Origin of the sequence: Pseudomonas flexibilis (assembly GCF_000802425.1) — a bacterium.
In the GTDB taxonomy this organism is placed as follows: Bacteria; Pseudomonadota; Gammaproteobacteria; order Pseudomonadales; family Pseudomonadaceae; genus Serpens; species Serpens flexibilis.
In genome coordinates, this window is record NZ_JRUD01000015.1 from 51,140 (window position 1) to 73,106 (window position 21,967).

The 21,967-nt window shown below is 66.5% G+C and carries 21 protein-coding genes and 3 pseudogenes; 14 read left to right on the forward strand and 10 right to left on the reverse strand.

Annotated features, from left to right (window positions below; translation table 11 throughout):
• Positions 1-4: 4 nt before the first annotated feature.
• Positions 5-241, reverse strand: coding sequence for a 50S ribosomal protein L28 (gene rpmB, locus SF06_RS10675; RefSeq protein ID WP_027590190.1), 237 nt, complete (start codon positions 239-241; stop codon positions 5-7).
• A gap of 211 nt (positions 242-452) precedes the next feature.
• Positions 453-1,127, reverse strand: a complete 675-nt coding sequence (gene radC, locus SF06_RS10680) for a RadC family protein (protein WP_039561318.1) — start codon at positions 1,125-1,127, stop codon at positions 453-455.
• Between the two features lie 162 nt (positions 1,128-1,289).
• On the opposite strand from radC, the gene coaBC reads away from it, so the two are divergent.
• The 4 genes and pseudogenes from coaBC to argB all read left to right on the forward strand — a co-directional run bounded on the left by coaBC (position 1,290) and on the right by argB (position 5,348).
• Positions 1,290-2,498 (forward strand): bifunctional phosphopantothenoylcysteine decarboxylase/phosphopantothenate--cysteine ligase CoaBC, encoded by a 1,209-nt coding sequence (coaBC, locus tag SF06_RS10685; protein WP_039561321.1) that lies wholly within the window; start codon positions 1,290-1,292, stop codon positions 2,496-2,498.
• A 7-nt stretch (positions 2,499-2,505) separates the two neighbouring features.
• On the forward strand, positions 2,506-2,961 hold the full coding sequence (gene dut / locus SF06_RS10690) for a dUTP diphosphatase (protein ID WP_039561323.1): 456 nt from the start codon (positions 2,506-2,508) through the stop codon (positions 2,959-2,961).
• A gap of 15 nt (positions 2,962-2,976) precedes the next feature.
• A pseudogene (locus SF06_RS10695) lies at positions 2,977-4,359 on the forward strand (phosphomannomutase/phosphoglucomutase); the annotation flags it as partial.
• 86 nt (positions 4,360-4,445) lie between these two features.
• Positions 4,446-5,348 carry an acetylglutamate kinase gene (argB, locus tag SF06_RS10700; protein WP_039561327.1) on the forward strand — a complete coding sequence of 301 codons (903 nt, stop codon included), beginning with the start codon at positions 4,446-4,448 and terminating at the stop codon, positions 5,346-5,348.
• A gap of 170 nt (positions 5,349-5,518) precedes the next feature.
• On the opposite strand, the gene SF06_RS10705 is transcribed toward argB, so the two are convergent.
• Both SF06_RS10705 and pyrE read right to left on the reverse strand, forming a co-directional pair.
• On the reverse strand, positions 5,519-6,994 hold the full coding sequence (locus SF06_RS10705) for a DUF3360 family protein (RefSeq protein WP_065365680.1): 1,476 nt from the start codon (positions 6,992-6,994) through the stop codon (positions 5,519-5,521).
• A gap of 246 nt (positions 6,995-7,240) precedes the next feature.
• On the reverse strand, positions 7,241-7,882 hold the full coding sequence (gene pyrE, locus SF06_RS10710; protein ID WP_027590196.1) for an orotate phosphoribosyltransferase: 642 nt from the start codon (positions 7,880-7,882) through the stop codon (positions 7,241-7,243).
• A gap of 233 nt (positions 7,883-8,115) precedes the next feature.
• Between pyrE and crc the strand changes: the two genes are divergently transcribed.
• The 3 genes and pseudogenes from crc to SF06_RS19035 all read left to right on the forward strand — a co-directional run.
• Positions 8,116-8,895: a catabolite repression control protein Crc gene (crc, locus tag SF06_RS10715; RefSeq protein ID WP_039561330.1), complete on the forward strand. Its 780-nt coding sequence runs from the start codon at positions 8,116-8,118 to the stop codon at positions 8,893-8,895.
• Between the two features lie 204 nt (positions 8,896-9,099).
• Positions 9,100-10,116, forward strand: a pseudogene (locus tag SF06_RS19030) (methyl-accepting chemotaxis protein); the annotation flags it as partial.
• Between the two features lie 309 nt (positions 10,117-10,425).
• A pseudogene (locus SF06_RS19035) lies at positions 10,426-11,019 on the forward strand (methyl-accepting chemotaxis protein); the annotation flags it as partial.
• 67 nt (positions 11,020-11,086) lie between these two features.
• On the opposite strand, the gene SF06_RS10725 reads toward SF06_RS19035, so the two are convergent.
• Both SF06_RS10725 and rpiA read right to left on the reverse strand, forming a co-directional pair.
• Positions 11,087-11,422: a YegP family protein gene (locus SF06_RS10725; protein ID WP_027590199.1), complete on the reverse strand. Its 336-nt coding sequence runs from the start codon at positions 11,420-11,422 to the stop codon at positions 11,087-11,089.
• 215 nt (positions 11,423-11,637) lie between these two features.
• Positions 11,638-12,312, reverse strand: a complete 675-nt coding sequence (gene rpiA / locus SF06_RS10730; RefSeq protein WP_039561335.1) for a ribose-5-phosphate isomerase RpiA — start codon at positions 12,310-12,312, stop codon at positions 11,638-11,640.
• A gap of 148 nt (positions 12,313-12,460) precedes the next feature.
• Here rpiA and ilvA point away from each other — a divergent pair, with 148 nt between their 5' ends.
• The 7 genes from ilvA to SF06_RS10765 all read left to right on the forward strand — a co-directional run bounded on the left by ilvA (position 12,461) and on the right by SF06_RS10765 (position 18,569).
• Complete coding sequence (ilvA, locus tag SF06_RS10735) at positions 12,461-13,975, forward strand: threonine ammonia-lyase, biosynthetic (RefSeq protein WP_027590201.1); 1,515 nt, start codon at positions 12,461-12,463, stop codon at positions 13,973-13,975.
• A 118-nt stretch (positions 13,976-14,093) separates the two neighbouring features.
• On the forward strand, positions 14,094-15,233 hold the full coding sequence (gene metX, locus SF06_RS10740; protein ID WP_027590202.1) for a homoserine O-succinyltransferase MetX: 1,140 nt from the start codon (positions 14,094-14,096) through the stop codon (positions 15,231-15,233).
• Positions 15,234-15,243: 10 nt separating this feature from the next.
• A complete protein-coding gene (gene metW / locus SF06_RS10745; RefSeq protein WP_027590203.1) occupies positions 15,244-15,864 on the forward strand; it encodes a methionine biosynthesis protein MetW in 621 nt (206 codons plus the stop codon).
• Positions 15,865-15,890: 26 nt separating this feature from the next.
• Positions 15,891-16,307, forward strand: a complete 417-nt coding sequence (locus tag SF06_RS10750; protein WP_039561337.1) for a DUF4426 domain-containing protein — start codon at positions 15,891-15,893, stop codon at positions 16,305-16,307.
• On the forward strand, positions 16,304-16,897 hold the full coding sequence (gene rdgB, locus SF06_RS10755) for an RdgB/HAM1 family non-canonical purine NTP pyrophosphatase (RefSeq protein WP_027590205.1): 594 nt from the start codon (positions 16,304-16,306) through the stop codon (positions 16,895-16,897). The genes SF06_RS10750 and rdgB overlap by 4 nt, the downstream gene beginning before the upstream one ends.
• Complete coding sequence (gene hemW / locus SF06_RS10760; protein ID WP_039561339.1) at positions 16,894-18,060, forward strand: radical SAM family heme chaperone HemW; 1,167 nt, start codon at positions 16,894-16,896, stop codon at positions 18,058-18,060. Before rdgB ends, hemW begins: the two co-directional genes overlap by 4 nt.
• Before the next feature lie 185 nt (positions 18,061-18,245).
• On the forward strand, positions 18,246-18,569 hold the full coding sequence (locus tag SF06_RS10765; protein ID WP_027590207.1) for a DUF3392 family protein: 324 nt from the start codon (positions 18,246-18,248) through the stop codon (positions 18,567-18,569).
• Positions 18,570-18,617: 48 nt separating this feature from the next.
• On the opposite strand, the gene SF06_RS10770 is transcribed toward SF06_RS10765, so the two are convergent.
• The 4 genes from SF06_RS10770 to thiS all read right to left on the reverse strand — a co-directional run bounded on the left by SF06_RS10770 (position 18,618) and on the right by thiS (position 21,929).
• Entirely contained in the window at positions 18,618-19,958 is a 1,341-nt protein-coding gene (locus SF06_RS10770; protein ID WP_039561340.1) for a DUF1329 domain-containing protein, read from the reverse strand.
• A gap of 137 nt (positions 19,959-20,095) precedes the next feature.
• Positions 20,096-20,800: a tRNA (guanosine(46)-N7)-methyltransferase TrmB gene (gene trmB, locus SF06_RS10775; protein ID WP_039561342.1), complete on the reverse strand. Its 705-nt coding sequence runs from the start codon at positions 20,798-20,800 to the stop codon at positions 20,096-20,098.
• A gap of 56 nt (positions 20,801-20,856) precedes the next feature.
• Positions 20,857-21,651 carry a thiazole synthase gene (locus SF06_RS10780; protein WP_039561344.1) on the reverse strand — a complete coding sequence of 265 codons (795 nt, stop codon included), beginning with the start codon at positions 21,649-21,651 and terminating at the stop codon, positions 20,857-20,859.
• 77 nt (positions 21,652-21,728) lie between these two features.
• Positions 21,729-21,929 carry a sulfur carrier protein ThiS gene (gene thiS / locus SF06_RS10785; RefSeq protein ID WP_027590211.1) on the reverse strand — a complete coding sequence of 67 codons (201 nt, stop codon included), beginning with the start codon at positions 21,927-21,929 and terminating at the stop codon, positions 21,729-21,731.
• Positions 21,930-21,967: the final 38 nt, after the last annotated feature.

Here is a 21,967-nt window from a genome sequence, read left to right on the forward strand (position 1 = left end):
CTCCTTATACCTTCTCGCCGCGGGCGCGCAGTTCAGCCAGAACTGCGTCGATGCCGCGCTTGTCGATGATGCGCATGCCCTTGGCGGAAACACGCAGACGCACGAAACGCTTCTCGGACTCGACCCAGAAACGGTGGTGCTGCAGGTTCGGCAGGAAACGACGACGGGTTTTGTTGTTAGCGTGGGAAATGTTGTTCCCGGTTACCGGACCCTTACCGGTAACTTGACAGACTCTCGACATGCCTCAGCCCTCTATAAACCACATGCCCAACCCGGCATGGGTTGGCCGCTTGATCTCTGCTTCTTTTGACGCGCTGGGCGCCAGATTCGCCGGGGTCGTTCGGCGGCCACTGCGCGAGCAGGAACCGGGCCCCCAGAAAAGAGCGCTGCTTTATACCAGAAGGTCTAGTGGCTCGCAAGAATTGCCATGGCGCGCCACACACGGCGAGCCCTCACATCCAGCCCCGCTCGGCCATCGACAGCGGCTCGCCGTCACCCACGATGAAGTGGTCCAGCACCCGCACATCCACCAGCGCCAGCGACTCCTTGAGACGCTCTGTCAGCACCCGGTCCGCCTGGCTCGGCTCGGCTACGCCGGACGGATGGTTGTGGGTGAGGATCAGCGCGGCGGCATTATGCACCAGCGCACGCTTGACCACCTGTCGGGGATAGACGCTGGCGCCGTCGATGGTGCCGCGAAACAGCGCCTCGTAGGCGAGCACCCGATGTTTCGCATCCAGGAACAGGCAACCGAACACCTCGTGCTGCTCGTGGCGCAGCTGCGCCTTGAGGTAGTCGCGCACCGCCTGCGGGCTCTCCAGCGCCGAGTCGCGGCGCAGACGCTCCGCCAGATGCCGGCGCGACATCTCCAGCACGGCCTGCAGCTGCGCGTACTTGGCCGGCCCCAGGCCCAGATGGGCGCTGAAGCTGGGCAGATCCGCCTCCAGCAGGGTCCGTAAACTGCCGAACTCGCTGAGCAGGTGCCGCGCCAGATCGACGGCGCTGCGCCCGGCCACGCCGGTGCGCAGGAAAATGGCCAGCAGTTCGGCATCCGACAGCGCCGCCGGCCCCTGTTCCAACAGTTTTTCCCGTGGCCGCTCGGCCGCCGGCCAGTTGCGAATGCTCATGACGTCTCCTTGTCGTCGTGGGGGGGAAATCCGTATTCCCGGCTGGAAAAAACGCGCCGCTAACCGCTCCGAAGCCCCCCGAGGGCTGTGCTATCGTAGCCCACCGCATGCGCGGCAGCGTGCCGCGTCCCCCTCTCCTTATCCCTCTATAAAAGGCAGGCTATGCAGCGGTTGTATCGGAAACGCATCGTCCTGGGCGTGGGTGGTGGTATCGCCGCCTACAAGAGTGCCGAACTGGTGCGCCGGTTGCGCGACCAGGGCGCCGAGGTGCGCGTGGTGATGACCCAGGGTGGCCGGGAGTTCATCACGCCCCTGACCTTGCAGGCGCTGTCCGGGCACCCGGTGCATCTGGACCTGCTGGACGCCGCCGCCGAAGCGGCGATGGGCCACATCGAACTGGCGCGCTGGGCCGACCTGGTGCTGATCGCCCCAGCCACCGCCGACCTGATGGCGCGCCTGGCCCAGGGCATCGCCAACGACCTGCTGACCACCCTGGTGCTGGCCACCGACGCCCAGGTGGCGCTGGCGCCGGCCATGAACCAGGCCATGTGGCGCGACCCGGCCACCCAGGCCAACGCCGAACTGCTCCAGCAGCGCGGCATTCGCCTGTTCGGCCCCGGCGCCGGCAGCCAGGCCTGCGGCGACATCGGCATGGGCCGCATGCTGGAAGCCGACGATCTGGCGCAACGGGCCGCCGACTGCTTCCAGCGCAACGTGCTGGATGGCGTGCGCCTGCTGATCACCGCCGGCCCGACCCAGGAAAACATCGACCCGGTGCGCTACATCACCAACCACAGCTCCGGAAAGATGGGCTTCGCCCTCGCCGAAGCGGCGGTGGAAGCCGGCGCCCAGGTGACGCTGGTCAGCGGTCCGGTGTTCCTGCCCACCCCGGACCGCGTGCAGCGCATCGACGTGGTCAGCGCCCGTGACATGCTGGCCGCCTGCGAAGCCAGCATGCCGGCCGATATCCTGATCGCCGCCGCCGCCGTGGCCGATTACCGCCCGGAAGTGGTGGCCGCGCACAAGCTCAAGAAAGACCCCAACAGCGGCGACGGCCTGTACCTGCAGATGGTGCGCAACCCGGACATCCTCGCCACCCTGGCCGGCCGCCCGGATCGCCCGTTCAGCGTCGGCTTCGCCGCCGAGACCGAGAACCTGCTCGAGTACGCCGCCGGCAAGCTCAAGGCCAAGAACCTCGACCTGATCGTCGCCAACGACGTCGCCAACCCCAGCATCGGCTTCAACAGCGAAGAGAACGCTATCACCGTTATCGACCGCCAACTGCGGCAGACCGCCTTCGCCCAGACCAGCAAGGGCAAGATCGCCCGCCAGCTGATCGCCTTCATCGCCGACCGCTACCAAACCCGCTGAGACCTTCATGCACGCCCTGCAAGCCAAGATCCTCGATCCCCGCCTGGGCAGCGACTTCCCGCTGCCCAGCTACGCCACCCCCGGCTCCGCCGGCCTCGACCTGCGCGCCATGCTCCAGGACGACCTCACCCTGGAGCCCGGCCAGACCGTGCTGATTCCCACCGGCCTGTCCATCCACATCGCCGATCCGGGCCTGGCCGCGCTGATCCTGCCGCGCTCGGGCCTGGGCCATAAGCACGGCATCGTGCTGGGGAACCTGGTCGGCCTGATCGACTCGGACTACCAGGGCGAGCTGATGGTCTCCTGCTGGAACCGTGGCAGCGACAGCTTCACCCTCAAGGTCGGCGAGCGCCTGGCCCAGCTGGTGCTGGTGCCGGTGGTCCAGGCCCATTTCGAGCTGGTCAACGAATTCAACAACAGTGAACGCGGCGCGGGTGGTTTCGGCCATTCCGGCAGCCATTGAAAGGAACTCGACATGCAAGCACCCAACCTTCCGGCCAGCATCTTCCGCGCCTATGACGTGCGCGGCATCGTCGGCCAGACCCTGAACGCCGAAACCGCCTACTGGCTGGGCCGCGCCGTCGGTTCGGAAAGCCTGGCCAAGGGCGAGCCGCGCGTGGCCGTGGCCCGCGACGGTCGCCTGTCCGGCCCCGAGCTGCTCGACGCGCTGATCCGCGGCCTGGTGGATTGCGGCTGCCAGGTCAGCAACCTGGGCATGGTGCCGACTCCGGTGCTGTATTTCGCGACCAACACCCTGCCCGGCCGCACCGGCATCATGATCACCGGCAGCCACAACCCGCCGGACTACAACGGTTTCAAGATCGTGGTGGCCGGCGACACCCTGGCCAACGAGCAGATCACCGCCCTCAAGACCCGTATCGACAGCGGTGACCTGGCCAGCGGCCAGGGCCGCGTGGAAGCGATCGACATCCTGCCGGCCTATGTGGACTACATCCGCAATGATGTGAAGCTGGCGCGCCCCATGAAGGTGGTGATCGACTGCGGCAATGGCATCGGCGGCGTGGTGGCGCAGGAATTGTTCGAAGCCATCGGCTGCACCGTCATCCCGCTGTTCTGCGAGGTGGACGGCACCTTCCCCAACCACCACCCGGACCCGAGCCATCGGGAAAACGTGGAAGACCTGATCGAGCGCGTACGCGCCGAACAGGCCGACCTGGGCCTGGCATTCGACGGCGACGCCGACCGCGTGGGGGTCATCACCGAGCGGGGCAACATGATCTTCGCCGACCGCCTGCTGATGCTGTTCGCCCGTGACGTGCTGTCGCGCAACCCTGGCGCGGAAGTCATCTACGACGTGAAGTGCACCCGCCATGTGGCCGCGCAGGTGCGCAGCCACGGCGGCCAGCCGCGCATGTGGAAGACCGGCCACTCGCTGATCAAGAAGAAGATGCGCGAAACCGGCGCCCTGCTGGGCGGCGAGATGAGCGGTCACATGTTCCTCAAGGAACGCTGGTTCGGCTTCGACGACGGCCTGTACAACGGTGCCCGTCTGGTGGAGATCCTCAGCCATCAGGCGCAGGCGGCCGATGAACTGTTCGCCGGCTTCCCGGGCGATCTGGCCACGCCGGAGATCAACGTTAAGGTCACCGACGAGAGCAAGTTCGGCATCATTTCCGCCCTGCAGGCCGAGTCCGACTGGGGCGCCGACGCCGATGTGGCCACCCTGGACGGCGTGCGTGTGGATTACCCGCGCGGCTGGGGCCTGGTGCGCGCTTCGAACACCACACCGGTGCTGGTGCTGCGCTTCGAGGCGGAGAACGCCGAGGAACTGGCGCGCATCCAGGCGGTGTTCCGCGAACGCCTGCAACGCGTCGCCCCCGACCTGACGCTGCCTTTCTGAGGCGGCGTCGCTGACTTTTCCCGACACCCTGGCGTCTAATTGCCGTTATTCGCCCCCTACCCTGATTGGTTCCATCGGAGTTCCGCATGCTCAGCCGTGATGATGCCGCCCAAGTCGCCAAGGTCCTGTCCGAGGCGCTGCCCTACATTCGCCGCTTCGTCGGCAAGACGCTGGTGATCAAGTACGGCGGCAACGCCATGGAAAGCGACGAGCTGAAGACCGGCTTCGCCCGCGACATCGTGCTGATGAAGGCGGTGGGCATCAATCCGGTGGTGGTGCACGGCGGCGGCCCGCAGATCGGTGACCTGCTCAAGCGCCTGTCCATCGAGAGCCACTTCATCGACGGCATGCGCGTCACCGACAGCGCCACCATGGACGTGGTGGAAATGGTGCTCGGCGGCCAGGTGAACAAGGACATCGTCAACCTGATCAACCGTCACGGCGGCCAGGCCCTCGGCCTGACCGGCAAGGACGCGAACCTGATTCGCGCCCGCAAGCTCAAGGTGACCCGCCAGACCCCGGAAATGACCCAGCCGGAAATCATCGACATCGGCCAGGTCGGCGAGGTGGAAAGCATCAACGCCGAACTGATCAACCGCCTGGTGAACGGCAACTTCATCCCGGTGATCGCGCCGATCGGCGTGGGCAAGGACGGCGAGTCCTACAACATCAACGCCGACCTGGTGGCCGGCAAGGTGGCCGAGGCGCTGAAGGCCGAGAAGCTGATGCTGCTGACCAACATCGCCGGCCTGATGGACAAGTCGGGCAAGGTGCTGACCGGCCTGTCCACCGAGCAGGTGGATGCCCTGATCGCCGACGGCACCATCTACGGCGGCATGCTGCCGAAGATCCGCTGCGCCCTGGAAGCCGTGCAGGGTGGCGTGCACAGCGCGCACATCGTGGATGGCCGCGTGCCCAACGCGGTGCTGCTGGAGATCTTCACCGACTCCGGCGTCGGTACGCTGATCACCAACAACCGTCCCGCCTGAGGCGGTCGGAATGCAAAAAGGGGAGCCCGAGGGCTCCCCTTTTTCATGTGGACCGTGGGAGCGAATTCATTCGCGAGCCTTTGGCTTCGGCCTGCGCCGAAACGCCTAGTAGGGTGGACAACGTTTTTCATTGTCCACCAACGCGCCGGCACGGCGCCGATCGCCCTACATTACGCGCCCAGGCTGCGGAACGATTCCACCAGTGCCGGCACGCCCGGGAACATGCCGATGGCGGCCATCACGCCGCAGAGTACGGCAAACATCACCAGCGGGATGATCCAGCGCTGCAGATGGCCCAGGCCCTGGCCGCGCTCCTTGTCGCCGATCAGCCCGAGGTTGTCGAGCAGCACGGTCAGCGACCAGCCGAACACCGGGTTCACCAGCGCCGAGGAGAAGATCACGATGGCCGCCGACTGCGAGGTCTTGCCCTCGCGGGTCATCTGCATGCCGGCTTCCAGCAGCGGCAGGAACACGCCGACCATCAGCGCCACGCTGAGCACCGGCGGCCAGATCGCCAGGTCCATCGGGTAGCCCCACAGCGCCGCCACCACGCACAGCAGGCCGGTGAGGATCGCCCCGGCCGGGATGGGCCGCTTGGCGATGGCCGCCGGCACCATGTAGGTGCCCCAGGACGAGGCCAGGTTGCCGCCGCCCAGCGCGGTGCCGACCGCCTGGCGCGCGGCGGCGACGCACATGGTGTCGTCGATGTTCATCAGCACCTTCTGCGCCTTGTGGGGGTAGTTGAGCTGCTGGAAGATGCGATGGCCGAGGAAGTCCGGCGACCACATGGCCACCGCCAGCACGGCGAACGGCGCCACGGCGACGAAATGCTCCAGCTGCGGCAGGCCGAGCTGCCAGCCGCTGTTCTCGCCCCACCAGTACATGGGGTTGAGGTTGGGAATGCCCGGTTCGGTATGGAATTCGAACGGCGCGCCCAGGGCGAAGGCGATCAGCGCCGCCATCGCGCAACCCAGCGGAATCGCCAGCCAGCGCGCGCGCAGGTGTTCGAGGTAGGCATACAGCACGATGGTGGCCAGCACCACCACGAAGGCCAGGTAGCCCATGTCGAAGCCATTGGCCCAGGCGAACAGCGACTTGATCTGCGAGGTCATGCCGATGAAGCCCAGGTAGAGCAGCAGGCCACCACACACGCCGTCGCTGGTCAGCCGCGCCAGCAGGCTGCCGCCGCGCAGCACGCCGAGCAGAAAGCCCAGCACGCCGACCATGATGCCCAGCGCCATGGGGTGGCCGCCGGAGGCGACGATCAGCGGGATCAGCGGAATCAGCGGCCCGTGGGTGCCGGCCAGGTTGGCGGTGGGAATCAGGAAGCCGGAGAACAGCACCACGAACAGCAGCGCGGCGATCAGCATCTCGTAGCGCACGTTCTCGATGACGAAGTCGTTGGACAGGCCCAGCGGCCCGGCGAAGGCGGCGACCACCGCGGCGACCATGACGATCTTGCCGATGGTGGCGGCCATCGCCGGCACCCAGTCCTCGTACTCGAAGCGGTAGTCGCGGAAGGGCAGGTTGGGCCGCCAGCGCCGCGGCGCCATGATGGTCAGCTCGTGCTCCAGGTAGTCCGCCCGCCGGGCGAACGCCGTGCTGGGCTTGTGGAGCGCCTGATAGCTCTGGGTCTTGTCGTTCATATCGGAGTCCGCGCGCATACAAAAAGCGCGCGCAAGATACAGGTCGTGGCGGCAATCCTCGCCCCGACCATTACCCTATTGTGAGCGGACGGCGTTTTTTGCTAGCGCCGCCACCCTAACCGCGTTGCGCGCCCCTGTAGCGGGGAGTGAGGGCTCTTGCGCTTGGAAGCGCACGGCGCCGGGACGCGCGCCCCGGCACCGGCATTTCGGACGAGCGGGCGCGTGTCCGGATGACAGGCGGCCTGCTCAGACGCCGTATTGCGCGCGGTAGGCTTCCACCGCCGGCAGGTACTGTTTGAGCTGGGCGTCGCCGGCCAGGTATTCGAGCACCTGCTCCAGCGAAACGATGCTGACCACCGGCATGCCGAAGTCGCGTTCGACTTCCTGGATCGCCGACAGCTCGCCCTGGCCGCGCTCCTGGCGGTTGAGGGCGATCAGCACGCCGGCCGGCGTAGCGCCCTGGGCCTTGATGATCTGCATGACCTCGCGAATGGCGGTGCCGGCGGTGATCACGTCGTCGATGATCAGTACGCGGCCCTGCAGCGGCGCACCCACCAGGGTGCCGCCTTCGCCATGGTCCTTGGCTTCCTTGCGGTTGAAGCACCAGGGCAGGTCACGGTCGTGTTGCTCGGCCAGCGCCACGGCGGTGGCCGCCGCCAGGGGAATGCCCTTGTAGGCCGGCCCGAACAGCACGTCGAAGGCCAGGCCGCTGTCGACCACGGCCTCGGCGTAGAACCGCCCCAGCTGGGCCAGCGCGGCGCCGCTGTTGAACAGCCCGGCATTGAAGAAGTAGGGGCTGGTGCGCCCGGACTTGAGGGTGAACTCGCCGAAACGCAGAACACCGCGCTCGATGGCAAAACGAATGAAGTCGCGCTGATACGCCTGCATGAGGAAATCCGAAGTTGGCCGGTTGCAAACGCGCGGCATGATACACCCGCGCCGCGCCCGCCGCATTTGCAGGCGCCGGCTGCGCTCCGGCGTCAGGCAGTGATAAGATTCGCGGCATCTTGCCGACCGGCTCACGAAGCCGGTTTTCTGTGAACACCTGAACCGCTTATCCAGCGGTTCCCCGGGGCCGGAATCCGTTTCCGCTCGCCCCCGCCCTACCTATTGGGATACCTATGCGGATCATCAACCTGAACGTGAATGGCATTCAGGCAGCCGCCGAACGTGGCCTGCTCAGCTGGCTGCAGGCCCAGAATGCAGACGTGATCTGCCTGCAGGACACGCGCGCCTCCGCCTACGAGCTCGAAGACCCGGCCTTCCAGCTGGATGGCTACTACCTGTACGCCGCCGAAGCGGAAGTGCCCAGCCAGGGTGGCGTGGCGATCTATTCGCGCCTGCAGCCCAAGGCGGTGATCAGCGGCCTGGGCTTCGAGCTGTGCGACCGCTACGGACGCTACCTGCAGGCGGACTTCGACAAGCTGAGCATCGCCAGCCTGCTGCTGCCCAGCGGGCATGGCGGCGACGAGCAGCTGAACCAGAAGTTCAAGTTCATGGAAGACTTCGCCCATTACCTCGACAAGCAGCGCCGCAAGCGCCGCGAGTACCTGTATTGCGGCTCGCTGTTCCTGGCGCACCAGAAGCTGGACGTGAAGAACTGGCGCGACTGCCAGCAGCTGCCCGGTTTCCTGCCGCCCGAGCGCGCCTGGATGGACCAGGTGCTGGGCACCATGGGCTATGTGGACGCACTGCGCGAGGTCAGCCGCGAGGGCGATCTGTACAGCTGGTGGCCGGACAGCGAGCAGGCCGAGACGCTCAACCTTGGTTGGCGCCTGGACTACCAGCTGCTGACTCCCGGCATGCGCCGCTTCGTGCGCGCGGCCAAGCTGCCTCGCCAGCCGCGCTTTTCCCAGCACGCACCGCTGACCGTCGATTACGACTGGCTGCTGAGCGTCTGAGCCTCAGCCCACCTGAAACGCCGCCTGTTCATGCGGCGTTTTTTCTGGATTTCATCTATTCCGAAACTGCGTTTCGCCTGGCGGACGCCATTCAAGCTGAACATTGCTCGGCCGATATCGCCCACAAATGCGGCGAAAAGCTGGCGCCAAGAATAATTCTCCAGCTCTGCCCTTCCGCCGATACCCGGAACTCTGGAGATTTGAATGTTGAACTGGTTTGGAAACCTGAGCGTGAGTCGCAAGCTGGGACTGGGCTTTGGCCTCGTGCTGATATTCACCCTGGCCCTGGCGCTGATCGGCTGGAACAGCCTGAGCAATATGATTCAGCGCAGCGACCGCATGGTGCTGGTTACCGACATCGGCGCCGCCACCAACCGGGTGCAGATCAGCCGCCTGGAGTACATGCTCACCGACGGCGACGAGCAGGCGGCACGCACCGCGCAGGCCGACCTGAAGGCGCTGCGCGACCTTCACGAACGCTTCCTGAAAATCGCTGTTTCCCCTTCTGACATCCGGCTGCTCAAGGACATGACCAACGGGATCACCGGCTATCAGCAGGCTCTGGAACAGATGCTGGCCGCCGTCGCCAGCACCCAGTCCGCACGGCGGGACATGATTGCCCAAGGCAACCTGGTGGTTGGTCGCATCAATGCGGTGCGTGCCCGCATCGATGAGCAGGAGTCCGCTGATCAGCGCGCCCGCCTGTTCCAGGCATTCACGGGTTTCAACGATCAGATGCTGGTGACCCGCTACGAGGTGCGTGGTTTCATGATGACCGGTTCGGCCGATCGCGAGCGCACCCTGGACAACCAGATGAAGACCACGTTGGCCTCCCTGGAACAGATCGAGCCGTTATTCGTGCGCCTATTCCCCACCGACCTGCAGCAACTCAAGAGCGCACTGCAGGGTTACTTCGCCTCGCTGGACGACTACAAGCGTAGCCTGCGCGCCATGAAGGAGATCGGCCCGCGCATGACTGAGCATGCCAACGGACTGTTGCACCTGACCGAGCAGTTGCAACAGAACCAGATGGTCCATCGTGACAACGACAGCAATCAGGCACGCCTGCTGCAAATCAGCGGCGCGCTGGGTGCGCTGCTGCTCAGCCTGCTTGCGGCCGTGGTGATCACCCGCCAGATCACCCAGCCCCTGCAGGAGACCCTGGAGATCGCCCGCCGCATCGCCGACGGCGATCTGACCAGCGATGCCCGCATTACCCGCCGTGACGAGCTAGGTGTCCTGCAGCAGGGTATCCAGGACATGGCCGGCACGCTGCGCGAGCTGATCGGTCGTATTCGCGACAGCGCCACGCAGATTGCCAGCTCCGCCGAGGAATTGTCGGTGGTAACCGAGCAGACCAGCACCGGCGTCGGCAAACAGAAGACCGAGACCGATCAGGTGGCCACCGCGATGCACGAGATGTCCGCCACCGTGCAGGACGTGGCGCGCAACGCCGAACTGGCGGCCAGGGCAGCCAACGAAGCGGACAACCAGGCCCGCGAAGGCGACCGGGTGGTCAACGAGGTCGTCGCGCAGATCGAGCGCCTGGCCGGCGAGGTCAATCGTTCGACCGAGGCCATGGCCCAGCTGGAGCATGAAAGCAACAAGATCGGCAGCGTCATGGACGTGATCAAGGCGGTCGCCGAACAGACCAACCTGCTGGCACTCAACGCCGCCATCGAGGCCGCGCGGGCTGGTGAAGCCGGACGCGGCTTCGCCGTGGTCGCCGACGAGGTGCGCACCCTGGCGCAGCGCACCCAGCAGTCCACCGAGGAGATCGAGGAGCTGGTCGCCGGCCTGCAGAACGGTACGCAGCGGGTCGCCAGCAGCCTGCACAGCAGCCACAGCCTGGCCGGCAGCAGCGTGGAGCTGACCCGCAAGGCCGGTGCCGCGCTGGGCAGCATCAACAAGGGTGTCTCCAATATCCAGTCGATGAACCAGCAGATTGCCGCCGCCGCGGAGCAGCAGAGCGTGGTGGCCGAGCAGATCAGCCGCAGCGTGATCAGCGTGCGCGACGTGACCGAGCAGACCACCGTCGCCTCGCAGGAAATCGCCAAGTCGAGTACCGAGCTGGCGCGCCTGGGCAACCAGCTGACCGCGATGGTCAGCCGCTTCCGCATCTGATCGCACGCCGACACTCTGGAAAAACGCCGCGCCCCTCGGAGCGCGGCGTTTTTCATTCACAGCCTGCTCACAGGTCCTCGGTCAGCAGGGCCTCGGGCGCATAGCGGCGGACCGATTCGCAGCCCTGTTCGGCGCTGGCCAGGCTGGCGTACATCTGGCTCTGGCCGACCACCTGGCCGTTGCTGGCCTTGAGCACGAAGTAGTGCTTGCCGTTGCTGCTCTCCTTCACTTCGAACGCGCCGTCGCGCTTGGCGTTGCGGCGCACGGAATCGATGCCGTTGAGCGCCGAGTCGCGTGCCTTGTACTGTTCGCTGGAGAGGATGACCTGGCCGTTGCTGGCCAGCAGATTGAAGTGGAACTGGCCATTGCTGACCTTCTTCAGATGGAACTTGCCGGGCGGCATGGCGACACCTCCTGTGCTGTGTGCCTGCCAACAAGCGTAGGCCGCTTCGCGCACGGCTGCGTTTCGTCGGTAGCAGCCGGCCACGGTGGCCCTAACGTTGCGCGGTGGGGGCGCAGCACCGTAGGGTGGACAACGTTTTCCTTGTCCGCCATCGCGCCGGCACGGCGCGCTGCTGGATCGATGAAGCGCGATCCACCCTACGGCAGGCCCGGCGTTCAGGTCCGGGTCAGGGTCTGCACGCCGGTCGGAGTGCCGAGCAGCAGCAGGTCGGCCGGGCGCGCGGCGAACAGGCCGTTGGTGACCACGCCGACGATGGCATTGATGTCGGCTTCCAGCTTCACCGCATCAAGAATGTGCAGGTTGTGCACATCGAGAATCACGTTGCCGTTGTCGGTCAATACACCCTCGCGGTACACCGGGTCGCCGCCCAGCTTGACCAGCTGACGCGCCACATGGCTGCGCGCCATGGGAATCACCTCCACCGGCAGCGGGAAGTTGCCCAGCACCGGCACCCGCTTGCTGGCGTCGGCGATGCAGATGAAGGTGCGCGCCACGGCGGCGACGATCTTCTCGCGGGTCAGCGCCGCGCCGCCGCCCTTGATCAGCTCCAGGCGGTCGTTGGCCTCGTCGGCGCCATCGACGTAGAACTCCAGCTCGGCCACCGAATTGAGGTCGTACACCGGAATGCCATGATTCTTCAGGCGCTGGGCGGTGGCTTCCGAGCTGGCCACCGCGCCGTCGAAGTCCATCTTGTGGCGCGCCAGGGCGTCGATGAAGAAGTTGGCGGTGGAGCCGGTGCCCACGCCGATCACGCTGTTGCGTTCGAGGCGGGGAAGAATGTGATCGACAGCGGCCTGGGCCACGGCCTGCTTGAGCTGATCCTGGGTCATCGCGAGGTGCCTGGGGGAGAGACGGGAGGGCGCGGATTATACCCCCAAGTCCACGGCGGGCGAGGAGCCGGCCGGCGCGGACGGTGCGTCCGACGAAGCGGAGGAGTAGACTTCCCGGCTCCCGCAACCGCCGCTCAAGACCGCCACGATGCTCGAACAGTACGTCAAGAAGATCCTCACCTCGCGCGTCTACGACGTCGCCGAGGAAACCCCTCTGCAACCCGCTCGCCAGCTGTCGGAACGCCTGGGCAACCAGATTCTGCTCAAGCGCGAAGACCTGCAGCCGGTGTACTCGTTCAAGATTCGTGGCGCCTACAACCGCATTGCGCAGCTCACCGAGGAAGAACGGGCGCGCGGCGTGGTCACCGCCTCGGCCGGCAACCATGCCCAGGGCGTGGCGCTGGCGGCGCGCCACCTGGGCATCAAGGCGACCATCGTCATGCCGCGCACCACGCCGGAGCTCAAGGTGCAGGGCGTGCGTGCGCGGGGCGGCAAGGTGGTGCTGCACGGCGACGCCTTCCCCGAGGCGCTGGCCCACTCGCTCAAGCTGGTGGAGGAAAAGGGCCTGGTCTACATCCACCCCTACGACGATCCAGAGGTGATCGCCGGCCAGGGCACCGTGGCCATGGAGATCCTGCGCCAGCAGCAGAACCAGCTGGACGCCATCTTCGTGCCGGTGGGCGGCGGCGGGCTGATCGCCGGCATCGCGGCCTATGTGAAGTACCTGCGCCCCGAGACCAAGGTGATCGGCGTAGAGCCGGAGGACTCCAACTGCCTGCAACAGGCGATGGCGGCCGGCGAACGGGTGGTGCTGCCGCAGGTGGGCCTGTTCGCCGACGGCGTGGCGGTGTCGCAGATCGGCGATTACTGCTTCGCGGTGTGCCGGCACTTCGTCGACGAAGTGATCACCGTCAGCACCGATGAGCTGTGCGCGGCGATCAAGGACATCTACGACGACACCCGCTCGATCACCGAACCGGCCGGCGCGCTGGGCGTGGCGGGCATCAAGAAGTACGTGGCCCGCGAAGGCGTGGCCGGGCAGGTGCTGGTGGCGGTCGATTCGGGCGCCAACATCAACTTCGACCGCCTGCGCCATGTGGCCGAACGGGCCGAGCTGGGCGAGAAGCGCGAGGCGATCATCGCGGTGACCATTCCCGAGCAGCCAGGCAGCTTCAAGCAGTTCTGCCAGGCGATCGGCAAGCGGCAGATCACCGAGTTCAACTACCGCTACAACAGTTCCAGCGAGGCGCACATCTTCGTCGGCGTGCAGACCCACCCCGAGCACGACCCGCGCGAGGCGCTGGTGGACGGCCTGCGCGAGAAAGGTTTCCCGGTGCTGGACCTGACCGACGACGAACTGGCCAAGCTGCACGTGCGGCACATGGTCGGCGGGCGCGCCAACGGCGTGCGCGGCGAGCGGGTGCTGCGCTTCGAATTCCCCGAGCGCCCGGGCGCGCTGTTCAACTTCCTCAACAAGCTGGGCGGGCGCTGGAACATCAGCATGTTCCACTACCGCAACCACGGCGCCGCCGACGGCCGCGTGCTGGCCGGGCTGCAGGTGCCGGAAGAGGAGCTGCACCTGTTGCCGGCGGCGTTGGATGCCATCGGCTACCCCTACTGGGACGAAAGCGACAACCCGGCCTACCAGCTGTTCCTCGGCTGAGGCCGCCGGCATGGCCGGCTGCGTGCCGGCCTGCACTGCCCTTGCCGCGCCAAGGGTGAATTGCGGCGCGCCACACAGTAGACTGTGCCGCTTCCCTTCCTGCACACGAGCCGGGTCGATGTCGTCTGTCTTTCCCGAAGATTCCGTGGGTCTGGTCGAGCCCCGTATTGCACATTTCGCCGAGCCGCTGGCCCTGGCCTGTGGACGCGAACTGGCCGACTACCAGCTGATCTACGAAACCTATGGCACGCTCAACGCCGCGCACAGCAATGCGGTGCTGATCTGCCACGCCCTGTCCGGCCATCACCATGCCGCCGGCTACCACAGCCCCGAAGACCGCAAGCCAGGCTGGTGGGACAGCTGCATCGGGCCGGGCAAGCCCATCGACACCAACCGCTTCTTCGTGGTGGCGCTCAACAACCTGGGCGGCTGCAACGGCTCCACCGGCCCGGCCAGCCTCAATCCGGCTACCGGCAAGCCCTACGGCGCCGATTTCCCGGTGGTCACCGTAGAGGACTGGGTGAACAGCCAGGCACGCCTGGCCGATCGGCTCGGCATCGAACAGTGGGCGGCGGTGGTCGGCGGCAGCCTCGGCGGCATGCAGGCGCTGCAATGGACCATGAGCTATCCCGAGCGCGTGCGCCACTGCCTGTGCATCGCTTCGGCGCCGCGCCTGTCGGCCGAGAACATCGCCTTCAACGAGGTGGCGCGTCAGTCGATCCTCACCGACCCGGATTTCCACGGCGGCCACTTCTACGAGCACGACGTGCTGCCCCGCCGCGGCCTGCGCCTGGCGCGCATGGTCGGCCACATCACCTACCTGTCCGATGACGCGATGGGTGCCAAGTTCGGCCGCGAGCTGAAGACCGATCGCCTCAACTACGACTTCCACAGTGTGGAATTCCAAGTGGAAAGCTACCTGCGCTATCAGGGCGACGAGTTCTCCACCCGCTTCGACGCCAACACCTACCTGCTGATGACCAAGGCGCTGGACTACTTCGACCCGGCGGCCGCGCATGGCGGCGACCTGGCCAGGGCGCTGGCGGTGGCCAAGGCGGACTTCTGCCTGATGTCCTTCACCACCGACTGGCGCTTCTCCCCGGCCCGTTCGCGGGAGCTGGTGGACGCCCTGCTGGCGGCGCGCAAGAACGTCAGCTACGTGGAGATCGACGCGCCCCAGGGCCACGACTCCTTCCTGTTGCCGGTGCCGCGCTATCAGCAGGTGTTCAGCAGCTACATGAACCGCATTGCCATCTGAGGAAGTCCCCATGCGCGCCGATCTGGACATCATCCAGGAGTGGATTCCCGCCGGCAGCCGGGTGCTCGACCTCGGCTGCGGCACCGGAGAACTGCTGGCCTGGCTGCGTGACCACAAGCAGGTCACCGGCTACGGCCTGGAGATCGACCCGGACAACATCGCCCGCTGCGTCGAGCGTGGCGTCAATGTCATCGAACAGGACCTGGACAAGGGCCTGGGCAACTTCGCCACAGGCAGCTTCGATGTGGTGGTGATGACCCAGGCGCTGCAGGCCGTGCACTACCCGGACCGCATCCTCGACGAGATGCTGCGGGTGGGGAAGACCTGCATCGTCACCTTCCCCAACTTCGGCCACTGGCGCTGCCGCTGGTACCTCACCACCAAGGGCCGCATGCCGGTGTCCGAGTTCCTGCCGTACACCTGGTACAACACACCGAATATCCACTTCTGCACCTTCGAGGATTTCGAGCAGCTGTGCCGCGAGCGCCAGGCGCGGGTGCTCGAGCGCCTGGCTGTGGATCGCCAGCACCGCCACGATTGGGGCAGCCGCCTGTGGCCTAATCTGTTGGGTGAGATCGGCATCTACCGGCTCAGCAGCCCCGGCCTGCAGGATCACCCGGTCGCCCCCTGACCCCACGTTTCCGAGGAGACCTCACCATGCGCCGTCTATTCCTGTTGTTCTTCAGCCTCTGCCTGGCGCTGCCGGCCCTGGCCGAACGCAAGTACAGCTTCGATGACCTGGACGTACATTACAGCGCGTTCAACTCCAGCTTCCTGCAGCCGGAAATCGCCGCCGCCGCCGGGCTGACCCGTGCCGGCAACCAGGGCGTGCTGAACATCGCCGTGCTCAAGGCCGGCAAGCCGATCACCGCCACCGTCAGCGGTCAGGTGCGCAACCTGATGGGCCAGATCACCAACCTCAGTTTCCGTCAGGTGCGCGAGGGCGAGGCGGTCTACTACCTGGCGCAATTCCCCATCGGCGAGGAAACCCTCAGCTTCACGGTCAACGTGCAGAGCGCCGGCGGGCCGCGCAACAGTTTCTCCTTCAACCAGGAATTCTTCCCCGATCGATGAGCCTCTTCAGCGAACTGGTGCTGGCCAGCCACAACGCCGGCAAACTCAAGGAACTGCAAGCCATGCTGGGCGCGCAGGTGCGGGTACGCTCGATCGGTGAGTTCTCCACGGTCGAGCCGGAGGAAACCGGCCTGTCGTTCGTCGAGAACGCCATCCTCAAGGCGCGCCATGCGGCGCGCATCAGCGGCCTGCCGGCGCTGGCCGACGACTCCGGCCTGGCGGTGGACGCCCTGGGCGGCGCGCCCGGCATCTACTCGGCGCGCTACGCCGGCGGCGCGGGCGACGCGGCCAACAACGCCAAGCTGCTCGAGGTCCTGCGCGACGTGCCGGACGAGCAGCGCACCGCCCAGTTCGTCTGTGCCCTGGCGCTGGTGCGGCATGCCGACGATCCGTTGCCAATCCTCTGCGAAGGTCTGTGGCACGGCAGCATCCTGCACGCGGCCCGTGGCGAGCACGGCTTCGGCTACGACCCGCTGTTCTGGGTGCCGGAGCGCGAATGCTCCAGCGCCGAGCTGCCGCCCGCGGAAAAGAACCAGCTCAGCCACCGGGCCCGCGCCATGGCGCAGCTGCGCGCGCGCCTGGGCCTATGAGCGGCGCTGCGGACCACGCCAGCGGTTTCCGGCTGCCGCCGCTGGCGGCCTATGTGCACATCCCCTGGTGCGTGCGCAAATGCCCCTACTGCGACTTCAACTCCCACGCCGCCGGTCCGCAACTGCCGGAGCGTGAATACGTGGACGCCGTGCTGGCCGAGCTTGGCCAGCGCCTGGACCAGGTCCATGGCCGCAAGCTGGTCTCGGTGTTCTTCGGCGGCGGCACGCCCAGCCTGTTCTCACCCCAGGCGCTGGAACGCATCCTCGCCGGCCTGGAACGGCGCGTGGGCTTCACGCCAGACATCGAGATCACCCTGGAAGCCAACCCGGGTACCTTCGAGCAGGAAAAATTCCGCGACTACCGCAGCCTGGGCATCAACCGGCTGTCCATCGGCGTGCAGAGCTTCCAGGCCGACAAGCTCAAGGCGCTGGGACGCATCCATGATGGCGACGAAGCCATTCGCGCCGCCGACATGGCGCGGGCGGCCGGCTTCGACAACTTCAACCTCGACCTCATGCACGGCCTGCCGGAGCAGAGCCTCGACGATGCCCTGCAAGACCTGCGCACCGCCATCGCCCAGCAGCCGACGCACCTTTCCTGGTACCAACTGACCCTGGAGCCGAACACGGTGTTCTGGAGCCAGCCGCCACAGCTGCCCGAGGACGACATCCTCTGGGACATCCAGGAGGCCGGCCAGGCACTGCTCGTCGAGCATGGCTATGCCCAGTACGAGACGTCCGCCTATGCGCAGCCCGGCCGTCAGGCACGCCACAATCTCAACTACTGGACCTTCGGCGACTTCCTCGGCCTGGGCGCCGGTGCCCACGGCAAGCTCAGCGGGACCGACGAGGTCATCCACCGCACCTGGAACACCCGCCTGCCCAAGGACTATCTGGACCCGGACAAGGCCTTCGAGGCCGGTCGCCGCGTCCTGGCGCCGGACGAACTGCCGTTCGAGTTCCTGATGAACGCCCTGCGCCTGACCCAGGGCGTGCCAGCGACGCTGTTCACCGAACGCACCGGCCTCGACCTCCGGGAGCTGAACGAAGCCCGCCGCGAAGCCGAGCGCCGCGGCCTGCTCAGCCCCGACGCCCAGCGCCTGGTGGCCACGGCACAGGGCCAACTGTTCCTCAACGACCTGCTTCAGCTGTTCCTGCCGTAGCAGCCACTTCGCTAGCGCACCAAACCTGTAGGAGCGACATCAGTCGCGAGCTTTGGGATGCGCGCGCGAAAAAGCATCGCGGCTGAAGCCGCGCCTAGAAAAGCGGGGCTCGAGACCGCTTGGCTTTCGGAGTGCGTTCCAGAGCGGTTATAAAGGCGCCTTCGTCATTCACGGAGCGGTAACCGATGGACATGTTTCTGGACCTGATCATCAGCCTGTCGCGCTGGTGTCGCGGCCACTTGAGCGAGATCGCCCTGGCCCTGCTGGCCACGTTGCTGGTGCTGTTCGGCCCGCACCTCAACGCCTGGCTGCAGCGCACCATCGGCGGGCTCAACTTCGTATTGCGCACACTGCTGTTCGTGGTGTTCTGCGCCTTGGTCTACGGTTTCGGCCTGGTCTTCACCAGCCCCTGGCTGGCCCAGGGCCTGGCCTACTTCAACAACTACACGCTGGCGCCGGTGGTGCTGGTGGCCTTCCTGCTGCTGGGCGTGGCGGCGGACCGGCGCTGAAACGAAAACGGCGCACCGAAGTGCGCCGTTCCTTTTGCCCGCCGGGGGTCAGTTACCCAGGCGCAGGGCCTGAGCCGAGAAGTCGCGCGGCGTCAGGCGCACGCCGAAATCGTAGGGCGGCTCGTTGTTGTCCAGCCCGTCGACGAAGTAGCGGCCACCCTTGAAGTCGTACACGGTCTCCAGTGTGCTCAGGAACACCGGGACTTCGTAATAGTTGATCGGATGGGCTTCCTGCAGGCCGATCAGCTCGCCGGACTCGTCGTACAGGTCCACCGCCAGGATCTGCCAGCTGTCCTCGTCGATGTAGAAGCGCCGCTTGGCATAGGGGTGCTTGAAGCCGATACGCAGGTCGGCCTCGACCACCCAGACACGGTGCAGCTCATAGCGCAGCAGCGCGGAGTTGACCGTCTTGGCGCCGAGGATCTCATCGTAGGGAATGCGCTGCTGGTGCACCTTGTAGCTGTTGTACGGCACGATCATCTCGCGCTTGCCCAGCAGCTTCCACTCGTAGCGGTCCGGCGCGCCGTTGTAGGCGTCCACCATGTCGGCGGTGGCCATGCCGTTGGTGTCCGGCTGCAGCGAGTCGTAGGCCAGCGACGGCAGGCGGCGCACGCGGCGCTCGCCGCGGTTGAAGCGCCAGGCCTTGCGGAGCGCCAGCACCTGGTCGAGGGTTTCCTGCACCACCAGCGCCGAGCCGGCCAGCTTGGCCGGCGCGGTGATCTTGTACTTGTAGTGGAACAGGGTGTTGTCCAGCTCGCCGGGGGTCATGCCTTCGCGGTTGTAGACGAAGTAGATTTCCCGGTCGAGCTTGAGCAGGTTGTAGCTGCCGTTGCTCAACACCGCCGCCTGGTTGGTCAGCATGCGCAGCTGCTCGCCCCGGTAGCGGGTGATGTGGTTCCAGATGGCCTCAAGGCCATTCTGCGGCAGCGGGAAGGGCACGCCGGCGGCGGCGCCCTGGATGCCGTTACCGCCGGAGATCAGCTGCGCCTGGGTGGCGTTCTGGCGGGTGGCGGAGTACAGGCGCTCCGGCAGCGCGGCGCTCCGGCGGGTCGGGTAGACGCGCACGGCGTAGTCCGGGTAGAGGGTCAGCAAACGCTGCATCCCTTCCGGCAACCGGTCGCGGTGGTTGTTGAGGGTGTGCTTGTCGATGATCAGCAGCGGCTGGTCGCCCGCGTAGGGATCCGGATGGTGGCTGCCCGGCTGGTAGCCCGCCGGCGGCTGGGTGATGCCGCCAGTCCAGGCCGGAATGGTGCCTTCGGGGTTGCCGGCGCGTTCGGCACCCAGCGGTGTCAACTCCCGACCCAGACGCTCGGCCTGGGCCGGCGACACGGCGGCTTGCGCCTGCAGCACGCAGCCGGCCAGTAACAGCATGGCAATAGGTTTCAACACAGTTCGCTCCCTGGCACATGGCGTGCCGTCCTGCGGGACGGCCAGGCGTGCCGTCGTCCATTGTTTGTCTGTGAGGAAAAATCAGCGCGCCGGTGCTTCCGGCGTTGTTGTTGTTTTCCGTCCTGCTGGAGGCCGTCTCAGGCGGTTCGCTGGAACTTCAGGTCCCAGACGCCATGGCCGAGGCGTTCGCCGCGCCGTTCGAACTTGGTCACCGGGCGCTCCTCCGGGCGTGGCACATAGCCAGCGTCGCCGGCGAGGTTGGCATATCCGGGGGCGGCGCTCAAGATATCGAGCATGTGTTCCGCATAGGGTTGCCAATCAGTCGCCATATGCAGCACACCGCCGACCTTGAGCTTCTGGCGAACCAGTTCGGCGAAGGCCGGCTGCACGATGCGCCGCTTGTTGTGTCGCGCCTTGTGCCAGGGATCGGGGAAGAACAGCAGCACGCGGTCCAGGCTGGCGTCGGGAATGCAGGTGCGCAGCACTTCCAGCGCGTCGCAGCTGTACACGCGCACGTTGGTGAGGTTCTGCAGCAGCAGGCCGTTGAGCAGCGCGCCGACGCCGGGCCTGTGCACCTCGACGCCGATGAAGTCCTGCTCGGGGGCGGCGGCGGCCATCTCCAGCGTGGCCTGGCCCATGCCGAAACCGATCTCGAAGGTACGCGGCGCCTGGCGGCCGAACAACTGGTTGAGATCGAGCAGGCCGCCCTCGAGTTCCAGGCCGAATTTCGGCCAGCCCAGTTCCAGGCCGCGCTGCTGGCCGGTGGTCATGCGTCCGGCGCGCATCACGAAGCTCTTGATGGTGCGGCGGTGCTCGGGCGGGAGATCGGCGGTGTCAGTCATGGTGTTTCCGGCAGAGAAAAAAAGCGGGCCCGGGGCTCATCCCCGGGCGGGACGGATCAGCGAACCAGGCCTTCCAGGGGTGAGGAGGCGCTGGCGTAGAGTTTCTTCGGCATACGCCCGGCCAGGTAGGCGAGACGGCCGGCTTCCACGGCGTGCTTCATGGCCTGGGCCATCAGCACCGGGTGCTGGGCGTGGGCGATGGCGCTGTTGAGCAGCACGGCGGCGCAACCGAGTTCCATGGCGATGGTGGCGTCCGAGGCGGTGCCGACACCGGCGTCCACCAGCACGGGAACCGGCGACTCCTCCAGGATGATGCGCAGGTTGTACGGGTTGCAGATACCCAGGCCACTGCCGATCAGGCCGGCCAGCGGCATCACCGCGATGCAGCCGATCTCGGCCAGCCGACGGGCGACGATGGGGTCGTCGCTGGTGTAGACCATCACATCGAAGCCTTCCTTGACCAGCGTTTCGGCGGCGGCCAGGGTTTCAACCACGTTGGGGAACAGGGTCTTCTGGTCGGCCAGCACTTCCAGCTTCACCAGGTTGTGGCCATCTAGCAGCTCGCGGGCCAGGCGGCAGGTGCGTACTGCTTCCTCGGCGGTGTAGCAGCCGGCAGTGTTGGGCAGGATGGTGTAGCGCTCGGGGCTGATCACATCCAGCAGGTTGGGTTCGCCGGGGTTCTGGCCGATGTTGGTGCGGCGCACCGCGACGGTGACTATCTCCGCGCCGGAGGCCTCGATGGCCTGGCGGGTTTCTTCCAGATCCTTGTACTTGCCGGTGCCCACCAGCAGGCGCGACTGGTAGGTGCGCCCGGCAAGGGTGAAGGGTTGGTCATGCGCGGCGAGGGTCATCGCGGGTTCCTCCAGGGGGACAGACGCCCGCGTCGTGCGCGGACGGTGATGGGACGAGCGGCCTGGCGACGCGATCGCTAGCCGCCGCCAATGGCGTGGACGATTTCCAGGCGGTCGCCCTCCCGCAGGCGGGTGTCGGCGTGCAGGCTGCGCGGGACGATGTCGAGATTGAGTTCGACGGCCACGCGGCGCTCGGTCAGGCCGAGCTCGGCCAGCAGGTCGGCGATGCTCAGGCCGTCGCGCGTATCGCGGGCTTCACCATTGAGATGGATGCGCATGGTCGTGTGCTGTCAGCGGGCAAGGGCCGGGCATTCTA